The following is a 16,770-nucleotide window of genomic DNA, read 5'->3' as shown; positions in this document are numbered from 1 at the left end:
GCTTAAAAATGACTGATTAAAAGCGAAAAGGCAATATTGATTGATGGATATTGAATTTAGATGCCATTCTGTTGCTTAATCATTGGCAACTAGACAGGTTATTCAAGAGATACGGCAATGAAAAAGCAGTTTATCCAAAAACAACAACAAATCAGCTTCGTGAAATCCTTCTTCTCCCGCCAGTTGGAACAGCAGCTTGGCCTTATTGAAGTGCAGGCTCCGATCCTCAGCCGACTGGGTGACGGTACTCAAGATAACCTTTCGGGCAGCGAAAAAGCCGTTCAGGTGAAGGTCAAAAGCCTACCGGACTCGACGTTTGAAGTGGTGCACTCGCTGGCTAAATGGAAGCGTAAAACCCTGGGCGAGCACGATTTCAGCGCGGGTGAAGGTGTGTATACCCATATGAAAGCGCTGCGCCCGGATGAAGATCGCCTGACGCCGATCCACTCGGTGTATGTCGATCAGTGGGATTGGGAACGTGTAATGGGAGATGGCGAACGTAACCCGGCTTACCTGCAAGATACCGTTAAGCGTATCTATGCCTCTATAAAAGAAACGGAAGCCGCGGTGAGCCGTGAATTTGGTCTGGCACCGTTCCTGCCAGAACAGATCCACTTTGTTCACAGCGAAACGCTGCTGCAACGCTACCCTGAACTGGATGCTAAAGGTCGTGAACGTGCGATCGCCAAAGAAATGGGGGCCGTATTCCTGATTGGTATTGGTGGCAAACTCTCACATGGCAAATCCCATGACGTACGTGCACCGGATTATGATGACTGGACCACGCCAGGTATCGAAGGGCTGAAAGGGTTGAACGGTGACATCGTGGTGTGGAACCCGGTGCTGCAGGATGCGTTTGAACTCTCTTCAATGGGCATCCGCGTTGATGCGGCGGCGCTGCAACATCAGCTGACGTTAACCGACGATCTGGATCGCCTGAAGCTGGAATGGCACCAGTCCCTGCTGCGTGGTGAAATGCCTCAGACGATTGGTGGCGGTATTGGCCAATCACGCCTGGTGATGCTGCTGCTGCAACTGTCGCATATTGGGCAGGTACAGTGTGGCGTGTGGGGACCAGAAGTACGCGAGAGCGTTGCTGGGCTGCTGTAACAGCTAGCGACTCCAGCGCCGCAGTAAACGGCTTTTTAACCCGGTATCAAAGCGCCAGATATGATCGAAGATGCGCATGATGCCGGGTTTGCCATAGGCTGACATGGCCACTGCATGAAAGCGTTGTTGGTGGCTGTGCTGCTGTGACTTCACCTTCTTGATCACCTCTTCCGGCAATCGCTGGGCAATAAAATCGGAAATAATCACCGCATCGGCGTCAAACCAGTCGCTTTCCGCCATTTTGCCGACGGTGGCATTCAGGCAGGCGGCCAAATCCGTCCCGCCACGAAAATGCTGGCCCAGGAACCGCACTGCCTGTTCGATACCGCTGGCGGCCGTCAGTTCATAGTGCACGATCTGGCTGGCAAACAGCATGATGTAGCAGCGGCGGTTATCTGCCAGTGCAATGCGCAGCAGTGCCAGGCAAAAGGCCTTGGCGCATTGTTCATTAAAGCCGCCCATTGAGCCGGAAGTATCTACGCAAACAATAAATGGCCCGCGTGGCTGCCGGTCCTGCTGCTGATGAGTGACCTGACGCATCATGATCTGTTCCTGCCAGGCATCCCCTTGCAGGCGATAGGTCAGCAACCGTTTTTCCAGCAGCCGCCGGTAAAACTCAAACTCCAACTCTTCAATGCCTAACGCCGCCAGTTCGGGTGGCAGTAGCCGCAGGATGTCGTCACTTTGGTGTATACCGCTGACCTCTTCCGGCTGAATGGCGGGTACCTGCACCATCACTCTGTACGGTTCCGGCTGCGCATCTTGTTGCTGCACCGCCTTGGCTTCATAGCTGCGGCCCAGCTGTTGTGCCAGCTTTTGTAGCTCTGGCTGCTGTTGCAGGAAGTCACCGTACTCCACCAGCCGTTGGTAGTCACCGCGTTGTAACTGGCCTTTGCTCATATCCCACAATCTGCCTGCGGCCGTGTCGTTCTCTGCCAGCACAGGTTCCAGTGCGCCGCTCAGTGCCAGCCGCTCTTGCAGCTCGGCCATCAGTTGTTCACGTTCCTGCTCCAGTAACTTATGGTGCAGCATCGTGGCCTGCAGCGTCAGGCTAATGCGCCAGCGTTGCAGAAACAGGGTCTGGAAGCTGCCATCGAGCGGATGAGCGGGGAGGTCGGCGGCGTCCACCATGCTCCGTGCCTGGGCGTAAAACGGCGATGCGCATTGGCGTAGCAGATCGAGCGTGTCGTCAAGGTTTTGCGAGAACTGGCCGTGGCTTTCCAACTGGCACTGCTGATAGCGGTAAAACTCTTGCGCCAGCACCGGTGGCACCACGGCTTGCTGAATGCGATCCTTCAGTTGCAGCTTCCATTGAGGCAGATCGCGGTTGATCGCCCGACGTATCGCCGGAAATTTATTGAAAAACACTGCCAACTGCGGCGCGGCCAACATGCCAATGATCAGCTCTTCGATCAGCTCGCCTTCGGAGATCGACAACAGCATATCGAGCGTTTCGAGGCTCAGCATGGTTACTGGCCGCGCATTTGCTGGGACAGCTGTTTGATCTGCTCGGCCACCTGCAACAGGCTGGCTTCAATTTTCGCCAACCCGGCGGCAGGGGTGAACAGGCAAGGCTGATGCTGGCTGAATAACCGCCGCTGCTCTGCCTGGCGCTGGCTTAGCGTTTCTATTTCGTCCAGGAATTCTGGCGGGGTTCCCCCGGTCGGTTTACCCGGCAGGGCCAGCAGGGAGGGCTGGCGGCTGACGTCCAGCACGGTCAGATGCAGTTGCTCATCGACTTCCAGATCGATCTGCTGGGCAAAACCAATGCCGTTGAGCTTGGCGCGCACGTCACCGCCTTTTTGCAGCCAGTTTTCCAGCATGCTGCTTTCGATACTTAGATGGTTAACCTGAATGTCGTGCAGTTGTAATGGCTTTTGCAGCAGCAGCGTCAAAGTGGTGCCAGTGAGCGGATGCTCCAGCACGTATTGTGGCTTGCGGCTGAACATGCCGCCTTTTTTCACCAGTTGGATGGCCTGACGATGGCTCTGCTGCTGTTGATGCTGCATCCAGCGGGTGTGGATCTGCTGTAGCTGGATCAACAAGGTTTGCTGCTGATAGGCCTGTTCGGTCAGCAACTGATCGATTTGTTGCTGTAACAACTTTAATGATGTCCGATCGTGCCACAGGCAATCCTTCAACAGCATTAAATCCAACGGCACAATGGTGTCGCGGCCGCTGAAAAAGGCGCAGGCTTGCAGTAAGCGCAGGGATTTCTTCCAACGCCGGTCGGAAACATAAGGCGCCTGTTCCAAGGCGTCTAACCGTTGGCGCAGCAGAAAGATCAGTTCAAAGCAGTTTTCCGGCAGTTTGACCTTATCGATCAGCGGTTGCCATTGGTGGAACTCTTCATCGCTGATGCTTAGTGCCTCGGGCACCGGGTTGTCGTTTTCATTCTGCCGGGCTACCAACAGCGAGCGAAAATTCTGCTTATCCTGCACCTTATCGAGCCACAGCCGGATCAGCATACGGTCATACAACGCTTCAAGGCTGCTATCGGCCTCGGGTAATTCATTGGAGGCGGTGACCAGCAGGCGCAGGGGAATGGGCTCTTCACTATTACCGTTACGGAAGCGGCGCTCGTTGATCGCGGTCAGCAGGGTATTGAGGATAGCCGGGCCAGCCTTCCAGATTTCATCAAGAAAGACAATCTCGGCTTCGGGCAGATAACCCGCAGTCAGACGCTGATAGCGGCCTTCATCTTTCAGAGCCTGGATCGACAGCGGGCCAAACACCTCTTCCGGCGTGGAAAAGCGCGTCATCAGGTATTCAAAGGAGCGAGCGCTGCGGAAGGCAAATTTCAGCCGGCGGGCGATCAGGCTCTTGGCGATCCCCGGCGGGCCCAGCAGGAACACGCTTTCGCCGCACAAGGCTGCCAGCAAGCAAAGCCTGATAGCCTCTTGCCGTTCATAAAGGCCGCTCTCCAGCGCACTGCTGAGGCGGGCGATCCGTTCTGCCAGAAGTGTTGATGACGCCATAAAATAGCTCGCGTTGTCCGGAGGTTAGAGCCTGCCACCCAGGCCGACAGCCAATCTTGCTAGAGAATCCGATGATAAACCATCATTATTTTTAGCCCTATAGCTGGTTGATTAGTAAAATTTTTCTATGCTCAACAAGGGGGGTGATTCACATTTTGTTTATTTTTGGGGTCAGATAGTAGAGTAGGCAAGTGCTATAAATGATGCATACTGTGCGCCTTTTACCGGGTGTGACGGATCTTGGAGCCCGTATCTTTAACCTGATGCTGATGCATCGGTTGACGGATGATCTAGCAAAAGAAGCAAACTATGAGCACAGAACATAAACAGTCTTTATCGGCGGTTACCCTGGCGGCTATTGGGGTCGTTTACGGTGATATCGGCACCAGCCCGCTCTATACCTTGCGAGAATGTTTTTCCGGTCATTACGGTTTTGATGTCCGTCCCGACGTGGTGTTTGGTTTTCTTTCCTTAATCTTCTGGATGTTGATCGTCATCGTTTCCTTGAAGTATCTCACCTACGTCATGCGTGCGGATAACGCCGGTGAAGGCGGGATACTGACGTTGATGTCTTTGGCTGGGCGCCATACCTCGGCACGTACGACCTCTTTGCTGGTGATCCTGGGCCTGATTGGTGGCAGCTTCTTCTATGGCGAGGTAGTGATCACTCCGGCGATCTCGGTGATGTCGGCGATCGAAGGGTTGGAGATTGCCGCCCCGTCGCTTGATCCCTACATCGTCCCGTTGTCTATTCTGGTACTGACCTTACTGTTCGCCATCCAAAAACATGGCACCGGTAGCGTGGGCAAACTGTTTGCCCCGGTGATGCTGCTGTGGTTTATCGTATTGGCGGTCCTGGGGGCGCGCAGCATTATCGCCAACCCGGAAGTGTTGCAGGCGCTGAACCCTAAATGGGCCCTCAACTTCTTTGTTGAATATAAGAAGGTGTCCTTCTTCGCGCTCGGTGCGGTGGTACTGTCGATTACCGGTGTGGAAGCGCTGTATGCCGATATGGGCCACTTTGGCAAATTCCCGATCCGCCTGGCCTGGTTCACCGTGGTACTGCCTTCGCTGGTGCTTAACTACTTCGGCCAAGGCGCATTGCTGCTGAAAAATCCGGAAGCGATCAAGAACCCGTTCTTCCTGTTGGCCCCCGATTGGGCGCTGATCCCGCTGTTGATATTGGCTACGCTGGCCACGGTTATTGCCTCGCAGGCGGTCATTTCCGGCGTTTTCTCGTTGACCCGCCAGGCCGTTCGTCTGGGCTATCTGTCACCGATGCGCATCATTCATACCTCGGAAATGGAGTCCGGCCAGATCTATATCCCGGTGATCAACTGGACCCTGTATATCGCCGTGGTGTTGGTGATTGTGGGCTTCGAACACTCCAGTAACCTGGCCGCGGCCTATGGTATTGCGGTGACCGGCACCATGGTATTGACCAGCATCCTGATCACCTCCGTCGCCATCAAGAATTGGCATTGGAATCGCTTCCTGGTGGGAGGCATTCTGGTGATGCTGCTGATTATTGATGTACCGATGTTCTCGGCGAACGCCTTGAAACTGTTCTCTGGCGGTTGGTTGCCACTGATGTTGGCCCTGGTGATGTTCCTGATCATGATCACCTGGAAGAGTGAACGTTTCCGCCTGCTGCGCCGGATGCATGAGCACGGTAACTCCCTTGAAGCACTGATTGCCTCACTGGAAAAATCGCCACCGGTTCGCGTGCCGGGCACTGCGGTGTTTATGTCGCGGGCGATTAACGTGATCCCGTTTGCCCTGTTGCATAACCTCAAGCACAACAAAGTGCTGCATGAGCGGGTAGTGCTGCTGACCTTGCGTACCGAAGATGCTCCTTATGTGCATAACGTCCGGCGTGTAACGATTGAGCAATTGTCACCGACCTTCTGGCGAGTGGTAGCCAGCTATGGCTGGCGTGAAACGCCGAACGTTGAGGAAGTCTTCCACCGCTGTGGGTTGGAAGGGCTGCCATGCCGGATGATGGAGACGTCGTTCTTTATGTCCCATGAATCGCTGATCCTCACCAAACGGCCGTGGTATCTGTTCCTGCGCGGCAAGCTGTTTATCGCCCTGAGCCGCAACGCATTGCGGGCTGCCGACCAGTTTGAGATCCCGCCCAACCGGGTCATCGAACTGGGAACCCAGGTCGAAATCTAAAAGAGAGGGCTCAGCATTTGCTGGGCCCTTCTTTTTTAGCTACGCTTTATCAAACGTGAGCGAAACGTTTCGATGGCGATCACATTTCCGCTATGACAGGGTTGTCTTCCTCTGCTGATTTTCTACACTGACTCAATAGCGAAACGTTTCGCTGCTGGAGTTTACTCATGAAAAAAGGCGTACTACTGAATTCTGACGTTTCTGCGGTGGTCTCTCGTCTCGGCCACACCGATCAGATCGCGATTTGCGATGCAGGCTTGCCGATCCCGGCCGTGACGCCGCGTATCGATCTGGCGCTGACCCAAGGGGTGCCGACATTCTTACAGGTTGTAGGCGTGGTGACGCAGGAAATGCAGGTAGAGAGCGCCATCCTGGCGGAAGAGATCGTCAAGCATAACCCGTCGCTCCACGAGGCATTACTGGCTCAACTGACTCAGCTTGGCCAACACCAGGGCAATACCATCAGCATCAGCTATATCAGCCACAGCGCGTTTAAAGCGCAAACCGAACATAGCCGGGCCGTGATCCGCAGCGGAGAATGTTCGCCCTACGCGAACGTGATCCTGTGCTCCGGCGTAACTTTCTGAGGCGCCTATGCAACCTTTACTGCAACTGAAGGGGATCGATAAGGCCTTTCCCGGCGTGAAGGCGCTTTCTGGGGCCGCCCTGAGCGTTTATCCCGGCAGGGTGATGGCGCTGGTGGGGGAAAACGGTGCCGGCAAGTCCACCATGATGAAAGTGCTGACCGGTATCTACAACAAAGATACGGGCAGCCAATATTTCCTTGGCAAGGAAGTGGCCTTCAACGGGCCGAAGGATTCGCAGGAAGCGGGTATCGGCATCATTCATCAGGAACTGAACCTGATCCCGCAGCTGACCATTGCCGAGAACATCTTTCTTGGCCGCGAGTTCGTTAACCGCTTTGGCCGCATCGACTGGAAACGCATGTATGCCGAAGCGGACAAACTGCTGGCGCGTTTGAACCTGCGCTACAGCAGCCACCGGCTGGTGGGGGAATTGTCGATTGGCGATCAGCAAATGGTGGAAATCGCCAAGGTGCTGAGCTTTGAATCCAAAGTGATCATCATGGATGAGCCGACCGATGCCCTGACCGATACCGAAACCGCCTCGCTGTTTAAAGTGATCAACGAGCTGAAAGCCGAAGGCCGCGGTATTGTTTATATCTCCCACCGCCTGAAAGAGATCTTCGAAATCTGCGACGATGTGACCGTATTCCGTGACGGGCAATTTATTGCCGAGCGGCCGGTTGCCGAACTGAATGAAGATTCGCTGATTGAAATGATGGTGGGTCGCAAGCTGGAAGAGCAGTATCCACGTCTGAACCTGCCGCGCGGTGAAAAACGCCTGCAGGTGAGCCACGTTTCCGGCCCTGGCGTGCATGACGTCAGCTTTACTTTATACCGCGGTGAGATTTTGGGTGTGGCTGGCCTGATGGGGGCTGGGCGTACCGAACTGATGAAGATCCTGTACGGAGCGGCGCCACGTAAAAGCGGCACCGTGAATCTGGACGGCCATGAGGTGGTGACTCGTACTCCTCAGGACGGCCTGGCTAACGGCATTGTCTATATCTCCGAAGACCGTAAGCGTGATGGTCTGGTGCTGGGGATGTCGGTGAAGGAAAACATGTCGCTGACCGCGCTGCGCTACTTCAGCCGCGCCGGTGGTGGCCTGAAACATGCCGACGAGCAGATCGCCGTCAGCGATTTTATCCGCCTGTTCAATATCAAAACGCCGTCGATGGAGCAGCCGATTGGCCTGCTTTCCGGCGGCAATCAGCAAAAAGTGGCGATTGCCCGTGGCTTGATGACCCGGCCAAAGGTGCTGATCCTCGATGAACCGACACGCGGCGTCGACGTCGGGGCCAAAAAAGAGATCTACCAGTTAATCAACCAGTTCAAGCAGGAAGGGCTGAGCATCATATTGGTGTCTTCGGAAATGCCGGAGGTGCTGGGCATGAGCGACCGCATCCTGGTGATGCATGAAGGCCACCTCAGCGGCGAATTCCCGATTGAACAGGCCACCCAGGAAGTGCTGATGGCAGCAGCCGTTGGCAAGCAATACGGCGTAAAGCAGGAGTAATCAGATATGAGTTCACAAAGTGTTGCAGCTAAGCGCTGGTTCAGTAAAGAGTGGCTGTTGGAGCAGAAATCGCTGATTGCCCTGCTGGTGCTGATTGCCGTGGTGTCTTCGATGAGCCCGAATTTCTTCACCGTTAATAACCTGTTCAATATCCTGCAGCAAACCTCGGTGAACGCCATTATGGCGGTCGGCATGACGTTGGTGATCCTGACTTCCGGCATCGACCTGTCGGTCGGATCGCTGTTGGCGCTGACCGGGGCGGTAGCCGCTTCGATTGTCGGATTTGAAGTCAATGCGGTGGTGGCTGTGGCAGCTGCGCTGGCATTGGGGGCAGCGGTAGGGGCCTGTACCGGGATTATCGTGGCCAAAGGCAAGGTTCAGGCATTTATTGCCACCCTGGTGATGATGCTGTTACTGCGCGGCATGACCATGGTGTACACCAACGGTAGCCCGATCAATACCGGCTTTACCGACGTTGCCGACGCCTTCGGCTGGTTCGGGATTGGCCGCCCGTTAGGCGTTCCTACCCCGATCTGGATCATGGCCATCGTGTTTGTCGCCGCCTGGTATATGCTGCATCATACCCGTCTTGGCCGCTATATCTATGCGCTGGGCGGCAACGAAGCGGCTACCCGCCTTTCCGGTATCAGCGTTGATAGGGTTAAAATCATCGTTTACTCCCTGTGCGGCCTGCTGGCGGCACTGGCTGGGGTCATTGAAGTGGCGCGCCTGTCCTCTGCGCAACCTACTGCGGGTACCGGCTATGAGCTGGATGCCATCGCTGCGGTGGTACTGGGTGGTACCAGCCTGGCTGGGGGTAAAGGGCGCATCGTCGGTACCCTGATCGGGGCGCTGATCCTTGGCTTCCTGAACAACGGTTTGAATTTACTGGGTGTTTCTTCCTACTACCAAATGATCGTGAAAGCAGCCGTTATTCTGCTGGCGGTTCTGGTAGACAACAAAAGTAACAAGTAACCTCTCCCCTACAGGAATCACGACCATGAAAATGAAAAAACTGGCAACCTTAGTTTCGGCCATCGCGTTAACCGCCACCCTGAGTGCTAACGCCCTGGCAAAAGACACCATCGCGCTGGTGGTTTCTACGCTCAACAACCCGTTCTTTGTTTCGATGAAAGAAGGGGCGCAGTTGGAAGCCAACAAACTGGGTTACAACCTGGTGGTGCTGGATTCCCAGAACAACCCGGCGAAAGAGTTGGCCAACGTGCAGGATCTGATGGTGCAGAACCCGAAACTGCTGCTGATTAACCCAACCGATTCTGACGCGGTAGGTAACGCCATCAAGATGGCCAACCAGGCCAAGATCCCGGTCATTACGCTCGACCGTATGGCAGCGAAAGGCGAAGTAGTCAGCCATATCGCTTCCGACAACCGCGTGGGCGGTAAAATGGCCGGTGACTTTATCGCCAACAAAGTAGGGGCCGATGCCAAGGTGATCCAGCTGGAAGGCATTGCCGGGACATCTGCTGCCCGTGAACGTGGCGAAGGCTTCCAACAGTCACTGGAGCAGAACAAATTTAAACTGCTGGCCAGCCAGCCAGCAGACTTCGATCGTACCAAGGGTCTGAACGTCATGCAGAACTTGCTGACCGCGCATCCAGACGTGCAGGCGGTGTTTGCACAGAACGATGAAATGGCACTGGGCGCGCTGCGTGCGTTGCAAACCGCTGGTAAAACGGATGTCATCGTCGTTGGTTTTGACGGCACCGCAGACGGCGTGAAAGCGGTTGAAGGCGGTAAACTGGCTGCCACCGTGGCACAGCGTCCGGATCAAATCGGCGTGATTGGCGTAGAAACGGCAGATAAGATCTTGAAAGGCGAGAAAGTACCGGCGACTATCCCGGTTGATTTGAAACTGGTTACCAAGTAAGTCATCTCCAGCGCCATCGGAACGGGGCGTGACGATGGCGCGCAATTTTAGGGAACCCTGTGATGGAAACAGCAAAGCTGGTGGTTTTGGGCAGCATCAATGCCGACCATATCCTCAATATCAACCAGTTTCCCCAGCCGGGCGAAACGGTGATCGGCCAGCAGTATAAGGTTGCCTTTGGTGGCAAAGGGGCTAACCAGGCGGTGGCTGCCGGGCGCAGCGGTGCGGACATTGCTTTTATTGCCTGCGTAGGTGCAGACGATATTGGTGAACGTATTCGCCAACAGCTGGCAACCGATCGCATTGATACCCAACCGATTGAAGCTATTGCCGACAGTACTACCGGCGTAGCGCTGATTTTCGTCAATGCCGAAGGCGAAAACGTGATTGGTATCGATGCCGGTGCCAACGCGGCGGTCACTCCCGAATATCTCAACCGCTATCGGCAACGGGTTATCGATGCCGATGCGCTATTGATGCAGCTTGAGTCACCGCTGGAGACGGTGATTGCCGCCGCCAAACTGGCCAAGCAGCACCAAACCCAGGTGATCCTCAACCCGGCTCCGGCCTGTGAGCTGCCTGACGAATTGTTAGCCATGGTTGACATGATCACCCCGAACGAAACCGAAGCCCAGCGGCTGACCGGTATCGCGGTGAATAATGACGCTGACGCCGAACGTGCCGCCAGCATCCTGCATGATAAAGGTATTGGCTGCGTGATTATCACCCTCGGTAGTCGTGGCGTATGGTTGAGCGAAAACGGTAAAGGCAAACTGGTTCCGGGCTTTAAGGTCAAAGCGGTGGATACCATCGCGGCCGGTGATACGTTCAACGGTGCTCTGGTTACTGCTTTGCTCGAAGGTAAAGTGATGAGCGATGCGGTGCGTTTCGCCCATGCGGCGGCGGCCATTGCCGTTACCCGGCCGGGTGCACAGCCTTCCGTGCCATGGCGTGAAGAGATTGACGCCTTTTTGCAGCAACAGGGATAACGCTTTGGCTACCATGAAAGATGTCGCCCGCCTGGCGGGTGTTTCAACCTCGACGGTCTCGCACGTGATCAATAACAATCGCTTTGTCAGCGACAGCGTGCGTGACAAAGTCATGGTGGCCGTGGAACAGCTAAACTATGCCCCTTCCGCACTGGCGCGTAGCCTGAAACTCAATACGACGCGCACCATTGGTATGCTGGTGACCTCCAGTAATAACCCGTTTTATGCCGAAGTGGTGCGCGGCGTGGAACGCAGCTGCTACGAGCGTGGCTACAGCCTGATCCTGTGCAACACAGAGGAAGATGTGGCGCGTATGAACAGCAGCATGGAAACGCTGTTGCAAAAGCGGGTGGATGGCCTGCTGGTGATGTGTACCGAAAACCATCGCCCCTCGCAGGATGCTCTAAGCCGCTACCCCTCTTTGCCGATCGTGATGATGGACTGGTCGCCGTTCGAAGGGGCCAACGATATCATTCAGGATAACTCGTTGCTGGGGGGCGAAATGGCTACCGATCATCTGATCGCTCGCGGTTATCGCCAAATCGCCTGTATCGCCGGGCCGCTGGATAAAACGACCGCGCGCCATCGTTTGGAAGGCTATCGCCGCGCCATGAAGCGTGCCGGCCTTGAAATCCTGCCGGGCTATGAGGTGTATTGCGACTTTGAGTTTGAAGGGGGCGTGCATGCCATGAAGCAGTTGCTGGCGTTAGCCGAACCTCCTCATGCGGTGTTTGCTGGCAACGATGCCGTCGCCGTCGGCGTTTATCAGGCGCTGTATCAGGCCGGGCTGGTGGTACCACAGGATATGGCCGTGATGGGGTACGACGATATCGAACTGGCCAAATATCTGGCTCCACCGCTCAGCACCATTCATCAGCCCAAAGATTCGCTAGGGGAACTGGCGATCGATGCGCTCATCAATCGCCTGCAAAACCCTGAACGGGATGCCCAGATCCTGGTGCTGACGCCAGAGCTGGTGGAGAGAGACTCCGTCGGTTACCGTTAACTGGTAGCCTTCGCTTCTTTGCGTGATTTCTCTTTGCCGGTGATCAGGTTATTGCCGTCTTTTCTTCTTAACAGCATAAAGACGAAGGCCGAAGCAACGGTCACTATCCCCATGGTAATAAAGGTGTAGTGGAACTGATCGATCATGGTGCCAATCCCCATTGAACCATAGAAGCGCAACACGGCGGCGCTGATCGCAACGCCAAAGCTGATAGACAGCTGTTGCGTCACTGCCAATACGCTATTGCCGGAACTGGCGTTGCCATCGTTCAGGTCTGCCAGGCTGATGGTATTCATGGCGGTAAACTGCGTCGACATCGCCATCCCTAGAACAAACAGCGGCAAAATCATCAGCCACAGCGGCATACCTGGGCTTTGCAGAGAGAACTGCGCAATCAATACGCCGATAATGATAGTGATACCTACTAACGTCTTACGATAGCCGAACCAGCGCAACACCTGGGTAACGGTAGACTTGGCCATCAGAGAACCCACCGCCGTCGGGGCCATCATGCAACCGGCGACAATCGCCGAATAGCCAAAGGCCACCTGCAGCATCAACGGCATCAGGAAGGGAACGCAGCCAGTCCCTAGCCGCGAGGCCACGTTACCGGCAATGCCGACGGAAAAGGTACGGGTCTTGAACAGATCCAGCCCAATCAGTGGCTGAGCGTGGCGGCGGGCGTGAATGATATAGCCAAACAGCATCACAAAGCCGCTCAGGAACACTCCCAGAGAAATGTAATTGGCCAGTACCTGCTCGCCGAACAGCTCCAGGCCGGTGGAGATAAGTACCAGGCTAAGGCCAAACAGTATAAAACCGATGAAATCAAACGGCCGTTTTGGCGTGGTGAAGTCCGGCATGTATTTGCGGGCGTAGATGATGCCGAGTAAGCCTATCGGGATGTTAATCAGGAAGATCCAATGCCAGGTAGCGTAGGTCACCAGCCAGCCGCCAAGCAGCGGGCCCATTATTGGCCCAACCAGGCCAGGCATGGTGACAAAGTTCAGTACCGGCAACAGCTCACTACGCGGATAGGCCCGCAACAGGGCAAGGCGTGCCACCGGCATCATCATCGCGCCGCCAATCCCCTGTAAAATACGTGAGGCGACCAGGAAACTCAGCGTCGGGGACAAGGCACACAACAGCGAGCCAAAGGTAAACAGGGATACGGCGATAATAAACACCCGCCGGGTGCCGAAGCGATCGGCCAGCCAGCCGCTCACCGGGATTAGCATCGCAACCGTCAGGGTGTAACTGATCACCGCCGACTGCATTGCCAAGGGGGAACGGTCGAGGCTGTGGGCTATCGCCGGTAAGGCGGTATTGAGAATAGTGGCATCCAACGCCTGCATAAAGAACGCCATCGCGGCGATCCAAGGCAACCCTGCCATGCTGCGTGCAGATTTTGTCATCGTGATCCCATTTTCCTTCTATATATAGCTGCGGAGTTTACGCATTGCCCTGCAACAATGTTTGGCATGCAGTGAGGGCTGCGGTGCTGTCACTGGCGACTATGGCATCCACAATGGCCTGATGGTGTTGCAGTTTGATCACTTCATTACCGGTGATCGCCCGGAAATAGCTTTGATACACCGAGCTGAACAGGTTGGCGAACGAGGTGAGAAACGGATTGGCGCTGGCTTCATAGATTAGCTGGTGGTACTGGGTATCGACCTCAATCCAGCGTTCGCGGTCAAAATCCACGTGTAGCGCCTGCATTTCTGTCATCAGCGTGACCAATCGCGTTTTTTGCTCCTGGGTGGCGTTGATGGCTGCCAATGAACAGGCCTGAGGTTCCAGCGACGTGCGTAGAATAAGGAAGTGCTGCATGACCTGGTCGAAGTTCTCTCTGGTCATCCACCAGGTCAGCAGATCCTGATCGAGGAAGTTCCATTGGCTTTGCGGCATGACCCTGGTGCCGATGCGGGGGCGCGGCAACAGCATGCCTTTGGCCGCCAGCATTTTTACTGCTTCACGTACTGCAGTGCGACTGACGCCAAAGTGTTCTGCCAAATCCATCTCGCCTGGCAGGATGCTGCCGGCTTGATATTCACCGGCCAGGATCTGTTGGCCGAGCTTTTCTGCCAGCAGATAAGAAAGATTACGCTGTGCCGCCTGTTGTTGAGCATCGAATTGCATGGCTGCGGTTCCTTTTAACTGCATTGTTATCTTTCATTTTACGCCAGGGAGCGCCAGCTTTTACGGCTGTTTTCGAGGAAAAGTGTCAAAAACGACGAACAAGACAGCGTTTTGCCGAAAAAAGCCGCGCTTGAAAAGTTTTTTGCATTTAGGGGTTGCGGCGTTCTGAGAACTCCCTATAATGCGCCTCCACTGACCGGGAACAACGACTCCTCTAACGAGAACCAGTCGCCCAGCCAGGAAGTGTCAAGCCGGTGAAAACACCGAAATAAAGGTTGACTCTTCAGAGGAATCGCGTAGTATACGCCTCCTCGAGTTAGCAAGCGAAAGCGCGTAACTCACTGCTCTTTAACAATTTATCAGACAATCTGTGTGGGCACTCACAAGACGATATCCAGCTACTTCGGTAGCAAAAAAATATCAAGTCTTGAAGAGTGACCAAGCAGTCATTCATGCGAATGAATGATTACGAAAGTTAATTTTCGAGCATCGCTTCACGAGTTGAAGCAAATCAAGCTTTTAATTGAAGAGTTTGATCATGGCTCAGATTGAACGCTGGCGGCAGGCCTAACACATGCAAGTCGAGCGGTAGCACAAGGAGCTTGCTCCTGGGTGACGAGCGGCGGACGGGTGAGTAATGTCTGGGAAACTGCCCGATGGAGGGGGATAACTACTGGAAACGGTAGCTAATACCGCATAACGTCTTCGGACCAAAGTGGGGGACCTTCGGGCCTCACACCATCGGATGTGCCCAGATGGGATTAGCTAGTAGGTGAGGTAATGGCTCACCTAGGCGACGATCCCTAGCTGGTCTGAGAGGATGACCAGCCACACTGGAACTGAGACACGGTCCAGACTCCTACGGGAGGCAGCAGTGGGGAATATTGCACAATGGGCGCAAGCCTGATGCAGCCATGCCGCGTGTGTGAAGAAGGCCTTCGGGTTGTAAAGCACTTTCAGCGAGGAGGAAGGGTTCAGTGTTAATAGCACCGTTCATTGACGTTACTCGCAGAAGAAGCACCGGCTAACTCCGTGCCAGCAGCCGCGGTAATACGGAGGGTGCAAGCGTTAATCGGAATTACTGGGCGTAAAGCGCACGCAGGCGGTTTGTTAAGTCAGATGTGAAATCCCCGAGCTTAACTTGGGAACTGCATTTGAAACTGGCAAGCTAGAGTCTTGTAGAGGGGGGTAGAATTCCAGGTGTAGCGGTGAAATGCGTAGAGATCTGGAGGAATACCGGTGGCGAAGGCGGCCCCCTGGACAAAGACTGACGCTCAGGTGCGAAAGCGTGGGGAGCAAACAGGATTAGATACCCTGGTAGTCCACGCTGTAAACGATGTCGACTTGGAGGTTGTGCCCTTGAGGCGTGGCTTCCGGAGCTAACGCGTTAAGTCGACCGCCTGGGGAGTACGGCCGCAAGGTTAAAACTCAAATGAATTGACGGGGGCCCGCACAAGCGGTGGAGCATGTGGTTTAATTCGATGCAACGCGAAGAACCTTACCTACTCTTGACATCCACAGAACTTTCCAGAGATGGATTGGTGCCTTCGGGAACTGTGAGACAGGTGCTGCATGGCTGTCGTCAGCTCGTGTTGTGAAATGTTGGGTTAAGTCCCGCAACGAGCGCAACCCTTATCCTTTGTTGCCAGCGCGTCATGGCGGGAACTCAAAGGAGACTGCCGGTGATAAACCGGAGGAAGGTGGGGATGACGTCAAGTCATCATGGCCCTTACGAGTAGGGCTACACACGTGCTACAATGGCATATACAAAGAGAAGCGAACTCGCGAGAGCAAGCGGACCTCATAAAGTATGTCGTAGTCCGGATCGGAGTCTGCAACTCGACTCCGTGAAGTCGGAATCGCTAGTAATCGTAGATCAGAATGCTACGGTGAATACGTTCCCGGGCCTTGTACACACCGCCCGTCACACCATGGGAGTGGGTTGCAAAAGAAGTAGGTAGCTTAACCTTCGGGAGGGCGCTTACCACTTTGTGATTCATGACTGGGGTGAAGTCGTAACAAGGTAACCGTAGGGGAACCTGCGGTTGGATCACCTCCTTACCTAAAGATATGCAGTTGCGTGCAGTGTCCACACAGATTGTCTGATGAAAAGTAATGAGCAAAGCGCTACCTGTTGATGTAATGAGTCTTCTGGACTCATGCTGATACGAGAAACGGTTAAACCCTGGGTTTAATCGGATTTTGTGTCCCCATCGTCTAGAGGCCTAGGACACTGCCCTTTCACGGCTGTAACAGGGGTTCGAATCCCCTTGGGGACGCCATCCGATAATGAGTGAAAGACATTATCACCGGTCATTCGTGACTGATTATCTTAAAGATGACTCTTGCGAGTCGTGTTTAAGATATTGCTCTTTAACA

At 54.7% G+C, this 16,770-nt stretch carries 12 protein-coding genes, 1 tRNA gene and 1 rRNA gene; 10 read left to right on the top strand and 4 right to left on the bottom strand.

The features are described from left to right. Positions 1-117 precede the first annotated feature (117 nt). Complete coding sequence (asnA, locus tag KGP17_RS27090) at positions 118-1,110, top strand: aspartate--ammonia ligase (RefSeq protein ID WP_223498641.1); 993 nt, start codon at positions 118-120, stop codon at positions 1,108-1,110. Between the two features lie 3 nt (positions 1,111-1,113). Here asnA and viaA read toward each other — a convergent pair whose 3' ends face one another. Both viaA and ravA read right to left on the bottom strand, forming a co-directional pair. Next, the gene (viaA, locus tag KGP17_RS27085; RefSeq protein WP_223498640.1) at positions 1,114-2,577 is read right to left on the bottom strand and encodes an ATPase RavA stimulator ViaA; all 1,464 of its coding nucleotides are present in this window, start codon (positions 2,575-2,577) and stop codon (positions 1,114-1,116) included. Between the two features lie 2 nt (positions 2,578-2,579). Beyond that, entirely contained in the window at positions 2,580-4,088 is a 1,509-nt protein-coding gene (gene ravA / locus KGP17_RS27080; RefSeq protein ID WP_223498639.1) for an ATPase RavA, read from the bottom strand. 309 nt (positions 4,089-4,397) lie between these two features. On the opposite strand from ravA, the gene kup reads away from it, so the two are divergent. From kup to rbsR, 7 genes are all read left to right on the top strand, one after another. Then, the gene (gene kup, locus KGP17_RS27075; protein ID WP_059199291.1) at positions 4,398-6,266 is read left to right on the top strand and encodes a low affinity potassium transporter Kup; all 1,869 of its coding nucleotides are present in this window, start codon (positions 4,398-4,400) and stop codon (positions 6,264-6,266) included. Between the two features lie 167 nt (positions 6,267-6,433). Continuing rightward, positions 6,434-6,853: a D-ribose pyranase gene (gene rbsD, locus KGP17_RS27070; RefSeq protein WP_021181445.1), complete on the top strand. Its 420-nt coding sequence runs from the start codon at positions 6,434-6,436 to the stop codon at positions 6,851-6,853. 7 nt (positions 6,854-6,860) lie between these two features. Further along, positions 6,861-8,366, top strand: a complete 1,506-nt coding sequence (rbsA, locus tag KGP17_RS27065; RefSeq protein ID WP_223498638.1) for a ribose ABC transporter ATP-binding protein RbsA — start codon at positions 6,861-6,863, stop codon at positions 8,364-8,366. A 6-nt stretch (positions 8,367-8,372) separates the two neighbouring features. Next, on the top strand, positions 8,373-9,341 hold the full coding sequence (gene rbsC, locus KGP17_RS27060; RefSeq protein ID WP_094982447.1) for a ribose ABC transporter permease: 969 nt from the start codon (positions 8,373-8,375) through the stop codon (positions 9,339-9,341). A 25-nt stretch (positions 9,342-9,366) separates the two neighbouring features. After that, positions 9,367-10,254, top strand: coding sequence for a ribose ABC transporter substrate-binding protein RbsB (rbsB, locus tag KGP17_RS27055; RefSeq protein WP_021181448.1), 888 nt, complete (start codon positions 9,367-9,369; stop codon positions 10,252-10,254). Between the two features lie 62 nt (positions 10,255-10,316). Then, the gene (gene rbsK / locus KGP17_RS27050) at positions 10,317-11,243 is read left to right on the top strand and encodes a ribokinase (protein WP_059199294.1); all 927 of its coding nucleotides are present in this window, start codon (positions 10,317-10,319) and stop codon (positions 11,241-11,243) included. Positions 11,244-11,247: 4 nt separating this feature from the next. Next, complete coding sequence (gene rbsR / locus KGP17_RS27045; RefSeq protein ID WP_021181450.1) at positions 11,248-12,249, top strand: ribose operon transcriptional repressor RbsR; 1,002 nt, start codon at positions 11,248-11,250, stop codon at positions 12,247-12,249. Here rbsR and mdtD read toward each other — a convergent pair. Both mdtD and KGP17_RS27035 read right to left on the bottom strand, forming a co-directional pair. Then, on the bottom strand, positions 12,246-13,664 hold the full coding sequence (gene mdtD, locus KGP17_RS27040) for a multidrug transporter subunit MdtD (protein WP_223498637.1): 1,419 nt from the start codon (positions 13,662-13,664) through the stop codon (positions 12,246-12,248). The genes rbsR and mdtD overlap by 4 nt on opposite strands. 37 nt (positions 13,665-13,701) lie before the next feature. Further along, on the bottom strand, positions 13,702-14,391 hold the full coding sequence (locus KGP17_RS27035; protein WP_115160461.1) for a FadR/GntR family transcriptional regulator: 690 nt from the start codon (positions 14,389-14,391) through the stop codon (positions 13,702-13,704). A gap of 520 nt (positions 14,392-14,911) precedes the next feature. Between KGP17_RS27035 and KGP17_RS27030 the strand changes: the two genes are divergently transcribed. Together KGP17_RS27030 and KGP17_RS27025 are read left to right on the top strand one after the other, a co-directional pair. Further along, positions 14,912-16,452, top strand: a 16S ribosomal RNA gene (locus KGP17_RS27030). A gap of 145 nt (positions 16,453-16,597) precedes the next feature. Beyond that, positions 16,598-16,673 (top strand) — tRNA-Glu (locus tag KGP17_RS27025). Positions 16,674-16,770 lie beyond the last annotated feature (97 nt).

It is taken from the genome of Serratia sp. JSRIV001, assembly GCF_019968745.1.
Taxonomy (GTDB): domain Bacteria; phylum Pseudomonadota; class Gammaproteobacteria; order Enterobacterales; family Enterobacteriaceae; genus Chania; species Chania fonticola_B.
Note: the sequence above shows the minus strand (reverse complement) of the source record. Positions and strands in the feature narration are given on the sequence as shown.

What these genes read in the sequence shown, in the direction of transcription:
- rbsB (WP_021181448.1), top strand. Translation starts at nt 9,367, where the DNA reads ATGAAAATGAAAAAACTGGCAACCTTAGTTTCGGCCATCGCGTTAACC.
- rbsK (WP_059199294.1), top strand. Translation starts at nt 10,317, where the DNA reads ATGGAAACAGCAAAGCTGGTGGTTTTGGGCAGCATCAATGCCGACCAT.
- asnA (WP_223498641.1), top strand. Translation starts at nt 118, where the DNA reads ATGAAAAAGCAGTTTATCCAAAAACAACAACAAATCAGCTTCGTGAAA.
- rbsD (WP_021181445.1), top strand. Translation starts at nt 6,434, where the DNA reads ATGAAAAAAGGCGTACTACTGAATTCTGACGTTTCTGCGGTGGTCTCT.
- viaA (WP_223498640.1), bottom strand. Translation starts at nt 2,577, where the DNA reads ATGCTGAGCCTCGAAACGCTCGATATGCTGTTGTCGATCTCCGAAGGC.
- ravA (WP_223498639.1), bottom strand. Translation starts at nt 4,088, where the DNA reads ATGGCGTCATCAACACTTCTGGCAGAACGGATCGCCCGCCTCAGCAGT.
- kup (WP_059199291.1), top strand. Translation starts at nt 4,398, where the DNA reads ATGAGCACAGAACATAAACAGTCTTTATCGGCGGTTACCCTGGCGGCT.
- rbsC (WP_094982447.1), top strand. Translation starts at nt 8,373, where the DNA reads ATGAGTTCACAAAGTGTTGCAGCTAAGCGCTGGTTCAGTAAAGAGTGG.
- rbsA (WP_223498638.1), top strand. Translation starts at nt 6,861, where the DNA reads ATGCAACCTTTACTGCAACTGAAGGGGATCGATAAGGCCTTTCCCGGC.
- mdtD (WP_223498637.1), bottom strand. Translation starts at nt 13,664, where the DNA reads ATGACAAAATCTGCACGCAGCATGGCAGGGTTGCCTTGGATCGCCGCG.
- KGP17_RS27035 (WP_115160461.1), bottom strand. Translation starts at nt 14,391, where the DNA reads ATGCAATTCGATGCTCAACAACAGGCGGCACAGCGTAATCTTTCTTAT.